This is a genomic window from Flavobacterium sp. (genome assembly GCF_044373165.1).
Taxonomy (GTDB): Bacteria; Bacteroidota; Bacteroidia; order Flavobacteriales; family Flavobacteriaceae; genus Flavobacterium.
The window spans coordinates 1-3017 of record NZ_JBILQL010000167.1 but is presented as its reverse complement, the minus strand read 5'-3'; the positions used below and the strand labels follow the sequence as shown (position 1 = coordinate 3017).

4 protein-coding genes are annotated in these 3017 nt (G+C 38.9%); 2 read left to right on the top strand and 2 right to left on the bottom strand.

The annotated features are described in order from the left end of the window. Both ACIQ32_RS12435 and ACIQ32_RS12430 read left to right on the top strand, forming a co-directional pair. The coding region (locus tag ACIQ32_RS12435) for a phosphotransferase enzyme family protein (protein ID WP_396195993.1) at nucleotides 1–651 on the top strand (651 nt) is incomplete at its 5' end. A 360-nt stretch (nucleotides 652–1011) separates the two neighbouring features. After that, nucleotides 1012–1461 carry an FHA domain-containing protein gene (locus tag ACIQ32_RS12430; protein WP_396195992.1) on the top strand — a complete coding sequence of 150 codons (450 nt, stop codon included), beginning with the start codon at nucleotides 1012–1014 and terminating at the stop codon, nucleotides 1459–1461. A 97-nt stretch (nucleotides 1462–1558) separates the two neighbouring features. Here ACIQ32_RS12430 and ACIQ32_RS12425 read toward each other — a convergent pair whose 3' ends face one another. Together ACIQ32_RS12425 and ACIQ32_RS12420 are read right to left on the bottom strand one after the other, a co-directional pair. Next, nucleotides 1559–2614, bottom strand: coding sequence for a TlpA family protein disulfide reductase (locus ACIQ32_RS12425; RefSeq protein ID WP_396195991.1), 1056 nt, complete (start codon nucleotides 2612–2614; stop codon nucleotides 1559–1561). A gap of 184 nt (nucleotides 2615–2798) precedes the next feature. Further along, the coding region (locus ACIQ32_RS12420) for a hypothetical protein (protein ID WP_396195990.1) at nucleotides 2799–3017 on the bottom strand (219 nt) is incomplete at its 5' end.

The following is a 3017-nucleotide window of genomic DNA, read 5'->3' as shown; positions in this document are numbered from 1 at the left end:
TTGGGTGAATTTCATGCAACGCTCACGGAAATGAATCCAGCTGAGCTGAAAATACACCTCCCTGAATTCACCAATTTTTCGGCCCGTTTGACGCAATTTGATCAAGCATTGGGCAACTCATCACTTGACAGACAAGCTTTGGCCAAGGATGAAATTGCCTTTGCTCAGGCACATCGAGAACTCATTCAGCGGTTCATCAATATTCAGCCGAAATTGCCAATACGCATCATTCATGGCGACCCGAAGTTGAGCAATTTCTTGTTTCATCATGGAAAATCAAGTGTTGCAGCGCTTATTGACTTGGATACCCTCATGCCAGGAACAGTGCTTTATGATTTTGGAGATATGGTGCGTTCTTTTTGCAATATCCATTCAGAAGATGATCAGGGAAATGGCGTGTTTAATGCAGGTGTCTATCAGAATTTGAAATCTGCCTATTTAGTCAATATGCGGCAACATTTAACGAATTTGGAGTTTGAATCAATGGAGTTGGCGTGTGCTGCGGTGATCTTGGTACAAGCACTTCGATTTCTTACTGATTTTCTGAATGGTGATTGCTATTATCGCATCGATTTCCCAATGCACAATCGCCAACGTGCACAGAATCAAATCTGCCTGCTCCAAGGATTTTTAGAGGAGTTTGCCATTTAGTTGAATAGATTGCATGTTTCTAATTGAATCATACATCAAAATACAATTGAATACTGTAATTGGAACATTTCTATTCAACGCAAAGACCCATTTATTTTGTGACTTTCAAATAAGGTTCTTAGGTTTTCGAAGAAAAATAATCTCATACTAAAAGTATGAGCTAAATAAGTATAACGCGCATTGAAAAATCCCACTTAACATCCGGAATAACTGCTTTGAGGGCGCATTAATTTCATTTCCCGACGCACATTGAAACTCTTAATGGAGTGATTAGCCTCGAATTTTTTCAGTCATGGTTTTTTCGATATGCAATATTCCCTTTACTTTGCAGAGTGAATTGATGAATCTAATGTTAGAGATATGATGAAAGGACCGAAAATACTGCGTATTGGTCAGGCGGAAGAAAATGATATACGTTTCCTTGATTCCGATATTGGTGCAGCGCACGCTGAGATTTTCATTGACAACGAAGACAATGTATTCCTCACCGATCTTGGTTCACGCTCTCATACATTCGTGAATGGCAAATCAATTTCGGATCCTGTCATTCTTCAAGCGGGGGATAAGGTGCGATTTGGAGCTTCAGCGACTTACGATTGGGAGTACCATATTCATGGGCAGCTTAATGTGACTAAAGGAGAACCAATAAAGGTGTCAAAACCAATCTCAAAACCTGAATCTGAATTGAAGACGGCATCAAAAAAAAGTCAGGCACAAGAAGTTATAAAGGACACTATGAACCGCGACTTATGGATTATCCTTGGGGCAATTGTGTTTTTATTGTTCGTTTTGAACATTATCACTGGTTAGAAAAATTGTAGCTTTCAGCAAATTGTAGCCTATACTATTTTGGTGTGTGCGACAATTTGATACCTACGGTAATTAGTAACTCATAATTCATAACCAATTACTCCCAAGGCTTCACCACCACTTTCTTAAACTCCACATCTTTGAATTTCTTTTCAGCAATGCCGTTGTACTCTTTGATTAGGTTACCATTCCAATAGTACATAACACCCGGAGTATCTTTTGAGCTGCCGAGTGTCTTCCAAAATGTTACGACATCTAACACCAAATACGCGTATTCCGCACCTGCAAATGCAAAGAAATCTGGAATCAATTCGGCTTCTTCATCCATAAAAATAATACGTATTTCAGGGAATCCAGCAATTGATTTTTTCATTTTGGTGAGTTGCTTCGCGGTTTCCTTACAATGGTCACATCCCGGCGCAAAAAAACACAAGATTTTCTTGCCTTTGTCAATGTCTGGGAAGAGATTGCTAAACCCTGATTTCTTTGATTTTGGTTCTTTTACTACAGGGATAGTATCCTTCACTGTTTTTGAATTTGTGGAGGTGACAAGCGTATCCATCACCGTGGTTGCGGTGTCTGGCTCGTTGATTGTTCCATGAATAACAGGCATGACCTTGGTTTTCTGTTGGATAGGCCCAACCATAAAAATGGCCAATACAGAAGCCAAGATGATTGTCAATATCAAGAAATGATCAAACTTGTCTTCCTCTTTTTTACTCGCAACAAATAGATAGACCAGCATTCCCATGGCGAGTATGTTTTTTACTAGTGCTTGAACTGGTGTCATGGGTAATAATGCGCCAAAACAACCACAATTACCTTTGTTGCCAATGGTAATTATTTCGTAAGTAAGTTGCGATGAAAAAACGAACAACATGAGAAAAGATAGCGGCAAGACCAGTCGTTTGAAATAATGGGGTTGAAGCAGTCCGAAACCCAAAGCCAATTCACACCCAATTAAAATACGTGAAAAATACTGCGCAACAGATTCGTCGAAACCCATTGGAATCAATTGTTTCGCTTCAAAAGTCCCCAAAGCTAATGGAGCACTCGGATATAATTTTGCAATTGCTGACAAAAAGAACATGCCAGCGAGTAAAATGCGAAGGCCTAACTTTAAGGTTCTTAGAAGTTGTTCATTGTTCCCCATAATTCGAAGTTTTGAAATCGTTCGTGTGAAATTACAAATTTCTGAAGGGCTTTAGAAATTGAGAATTGTGAAATTTGTTACTGGTCTGTTAAAAAGAGCTGTCACTAAATTCGACAGCCCATAGCTTATTTGGTCGATTTAGATACTAAATTTCGATAAAAGTGCGCTTATCAAAGAGTTTAGATTAAGGTTTTGTATGATGCTTCTCTTTTAAAATTCCGCGGATGGAGAAGAGTAAAAGGATTGTTGCGATGCTCAGCACCGAAGCAAAACTCAAAATCCCCAATTCGTAATAATGCGCTCGGTTCATTTCTTTTTCAAATTTCTCTTTGGCCAAAAGTTCCTCGGCCAATTTAACTTTACGTAAATAAAGTCGGTGGTATTTGTAAAAAATACCAACAGC

Bases quoted from the DNA above. Each gene is read 5' to 3' on its own strand.
- ACIQ32_RS12430 (WP_396195992.1), top strand. From the start codon at position 1,012: ATGATGAAAGGACCGAAAATACTGCGTATTGGTCAGGCGGAAGAAAAT.
- ACIQ32_RS12425 (WP_396195991.1), bottom strand. From the start codon at position 2,614: ATGGGGAACAATGAACAACTTCTAAGAACCTTAAAGTTAGGCCTTCGC.